Source organism: Mesorhizobium sp. M7A.F.Ca.CA.003.01.2.1 (assembly GCF_003998945.1).
Classification (GTDB): Bacteria; Pseudomonadota; Alphaproteobacteria; order Rhizobiales; family Rhizobiaceae; genus Mesorhizobium; species Mesorhizobium ciceri.
Map to the genome: position 1 here is coordinate 1 of NZ_RZRA01000576.1, position 3,679 is coordinate 3,679.

Annotated in this window: 3 protein-coding genes; all 3 read right to left on the minus strand. The window is 61.8% G+C overall.

Going from position 1 to position 3,679, the window contains the following annotated elements:
* Window positions 1-37 precede the first annotated feature (37 nt).
* The 3 genes from EN969_RS21395 to sufC all read right to left on the minus strand — a co-directional run bounded on the left by EN969_RS21395 (window position 38) and on the right by sufC (window position 3,508).
* Window positions 38-1,279, minus strand: a complete 1,242-nt coding sequence (locus EN969_RS21395) for a cysteine desulfurase (protein WP_063170212.1) — start codon at window positions 1,277-1,279, stop codon at window positions 38-40.
* 185 nt (window positions 1,280-1,464) lie between these two features.
* Entirely contained in the window at window positions 1,465-2,733 is a 1,269-nt protein-coding gene (gene sufD / locus EN969_RS21400) for a Fe-S cluster assembly protein SufD (protein WP_063167809.1), read from the minus strand.
* 19 nt (window positions 2,734-2,752) lie between these two features.
* Window positions 2,753-3,508: a Fe-S cluster assembly ATPase SufC gene (gene sufC, locus EN969_RS21405; RefSeq protein WP_013532160.1), complete on the minus strand. Its 756-nt coding sequence runs from the start codon at window positions 3,506-3,508 to the stop codon at window positions 2,753-2,755.
* Window positions 3,509-3,679: the final 171 nt, after the last annotated feature.

Genomic DNA, 3,679 nt, shown 5'->3' on the forward strand with positions numbered 1-3,679 from the left:
TGCTTGCATCATCCATGGTCGTCACCCAAAAAAATCGTCATCCGAAGAATTTGCGCGCTTTCTCAAGCGCCTCGGCCAAAGCGTCGACTTCGGCCCTGGTATTATACATGCCGAACGATGCCCTGCATGTGGAGGTTACGCCGAAACGTTTCAACAGCGGCTGGGCGCAATGGGTGCCCGCGCGGACAGCAACGCCCTGCCTGTCTATCACCATCGACACGTCGTGCGCATGAATGCCTTGCAGTTCGAACGAGATGATGGCGCCCTTGCCGGGCGCATCGCCGAAGATGCGCAGCGAATTGATGGCGCGCAGCCGCTCATGCGCATAAGTCTTGAGGTCTTCCTCATGCGCGGCGATGCGCTCGCGGCCGATCGTTTCCATATAGTCGAGCGCGGCACCCAGTCCGATCGCCTGCACGATCGGCGGCGTGCCGGCTTCGAAACGATGCGGCGGCTCGTTGTAGGTGACGATGTCTTCCGTCACCTCCTCGATCATCTCGCCACCGCCCATGAAGGGGCGCATGCCCTGGAGAATGTCCTTCTTGCCGTAGAGCACCCCGATGCCCGAAGGGCCATAAACCTTGTGCCCGGTGAAGACGAAGAAGTCGCAGTCGAGATCCTGCACATCGATCGGCATATGCACGGCGCTCTGGCTGCCGTCGACGAGGACGGGAATTCCACGCGCATGCGCGATGCGCACGATTTCCTTGATCGGCGTCACCGTGCCCAGCGCATTCGACATCTGCGTGACGGCGACCAGTTTGGTGCGGTCGGTCAGCCGTTTTTCGAATTCCTCGATGTGGAGGACGCCGAGATCGTCGACCGGCACCCAGACCAGCTTGGCGCCCTGCCGCTCGCGGATAAAATGCCAGGGAACGATGTTGGAGTGGTGCTCCATGATCGACAGCACGATCTCGTCGCCCTCGCCGATGTTGGGCATGCCATAGCCATAGGCCACGGTGTTGATGGCCGAGGTCGTGTTCGAGGTGAAGATGATGTTGTCGGTGCTTGGCGCGTTGAGGAAACGGCGTACCGTTTCGCGCGCCTTTTCGTAGGCGTCGGTCGCGGCATTGGACAGGAAATGCAGGCCACGATGGACGTTGGCATATTCCTGGCTGTAGGCGTGCTGGACAGCGTCGAGCACCGCCTGCGGCTTCTGTGCCGAGGCGCCATTGTCGAGATAGACCAGCTTCTTGCCATAGACTTCCCGCGACAGGATCGGGAAATCGCGGCGGATCGCTTCGACGTCGTAGGGAATGTTTTCGAGTTTCTGGTCCATTTCAAAGTCCTTGCCGGCCAAGGCCGAGATCCTTCCAACACCCCTCATCCGACCGAGCTTCGCTCGGCCACCTTCTCCCACAAGGGGAGAAGGTCTAGCGCTTTACCTTCTCCCCTTGTGGGAGAAGGTGGATTGGCGCGTAGCGCCAAGACGGATGAGGGGTGGCTTTGCCGGACCCCATCCAATTAGCCGTGTGCCACGAACCAGCCGTCGAGCCGCGCTTCCAGCGCTTCGACGATCGCCTCGTCGTCCAGTTCCTCGATCACCTCGGCGACGAAGGCCTTCACGAGCAGCCCCCGCGCGCTTTTCTCGTCGACGCCGCGCGCCATCAGGTAGAACAGATGATCGTGGTCGATCTCGGTGACCGTCGCGCCATGGCCGCAAATCACGTCGTCGGCGAAGATTTCAAGCTCCGGCTTGGTCGAGAACTCGCCGTCGTCCGACAGCAACAGCGTGTTGCATGCCATCTTGGCGTTGGTCTTCTGCGCATATTGATGGACGTTGATGCGGCCCTGAAACACGCCGCGCGCCTTGCCCGTCACCACGTTGCGGATGATCTCCGTCGAGGTCGTGTGCGGCACGGCGTGGTCGAGAACCATGGTCACGTCGGTATGGGTGTCGCCGGCCAAGAGGTTGATGCCGCGCAGCTTGAAATCGGCGCCTTCGCCAGTCGTCCTGACCATGATCTCCTGGCGCACGAGCTTGCCGCCGGCGTTCATGACGAACAACGTCAGCTTGGCATTCTTGCCGATATGGGCCTTGAACTGGGCCAGATGCGTCGCCGTTTCCGGCTGTTCCTGGACAATCAGCCACGTCACCTCGGCGCCTTCGCCGAGCACGAGCTGGCTGACCGAGCTGCCCAGGGCAGCGCCGTCACCTGTCTGCCGTTCGACGATGACGGCCTTGGCGCCGGCGCCGACACGCACTGGCAGGCGCACATGGGTCTGGCCGCCGGCCTGCAGGTTCTGCAGCTCGACCGGCTTTTCGAGTTCCACGCCATCGGCGATGTCGACAAAATATCCGTCGGCGACGAAAGCCGTGTTCAGCGCGCCGATGGCGTCGTCGCTGCCATAGGGGTCGAGCCCAGGTGCTGCGCTGCCGTCGACCAGCTTTTCCGACAGGCGCTGGAAAGAGACGCCTTCAAGAACCGGCACTTTGGCGTCGGACTTGCCGTTCAGGATCGACACCACAGTGGAACCGTCAACGATCGGCGCAATGGCCTTGGCCATGGCGGCAGGGTCGAAGTCCGGCACGGTATTCAGCAACCGGCGCAAGTCGGTATAGTGCCAGGATTCGACGCGCCGCGTCGGCAGGCCGTGCTTGATCGTCTCGATGGCGTCGTCGCGCTTCAGCATCACCGCGCCGTCGCCCGGCAGCAGCGACAGCCGGTCGCCGAACGCGTCGATCAACGCTGTCTCGGCCGGTGTCCGCTGCGGTTGTGCGTGCATGTTCATCGGTATTACCTCTGGCATCTCACGCTGCTTCGCCGATCACGCCGGCATAGCCATTGGCTTCCAGGTCGAGCGCCAGCGACTTGTCGCCTGACTTGATGACCTGCCCCTTGTAGAGCACATGCACGGTGTCGGGCACGATGTGCTCAAGCAGGCGCTGGTAGTGGGTGATGACCAGGAACGCCCGGTCCGGCGCGCGCAGCGCGTTGACGCCGTCGGAAACGATCTTCAGCGCATCGATGTCGAGGCCGGAATCGGTCTCGTCGAGCACGCACAATTTCGGCTCCAGCAATTTCATCTGCAGGATCTCCGCCCGCTTCTTCTCGCCGCCGGAAAAGCCGACATTAAGCGGCCGCTTCAGCATCGCCATCTCCATGCTGAGCGAGGCGGCGGCTTCCTTCACGCGCTTCAAAAATTCCGGGATCTTCAGCGGCTCCTCGCCGCGCGCCTTGCGCTGCTCGTTCATCGCCACTTTCAGGAATTCCATGGTGGCGACGCCCGGTATCTCCATCGGATACTGGAAGGCGAGGAAGATGCCTGACGTGGCGCGCTCGGCCGGATCCATTTCGAGGATCGACTGGCCGTTGTAGAGGATGTCGCCCTCGGTCACCTCATAGTCCTCGCGACCGGCGAGGATGTAGGACAGCGTCGATTTGCCCGAGCCGTTCGGCCCCATGATCGCGGCAACCTCGCCGGCTTTCACCGTCAGGTTCAGACCGCGGATGATTTCGGTGCCGTCATCGACGATGCGGGCGTGCAGGTTTCTGATTTCAAGCATTTTTTCGTTTCCTGAATATCTGTCCGGTCAGCCGACCGAGCCCTCAAGCGAGATACCGATCAGCTTCTGCGCCTCGACAGCGAATTCCATCGGCAGTTGCTGGATGACGTCCTTGACGAAGCCGTTGACGATCAGCGCGATCGCCTCCTCTTCAGGGATACCGCGCTGCAT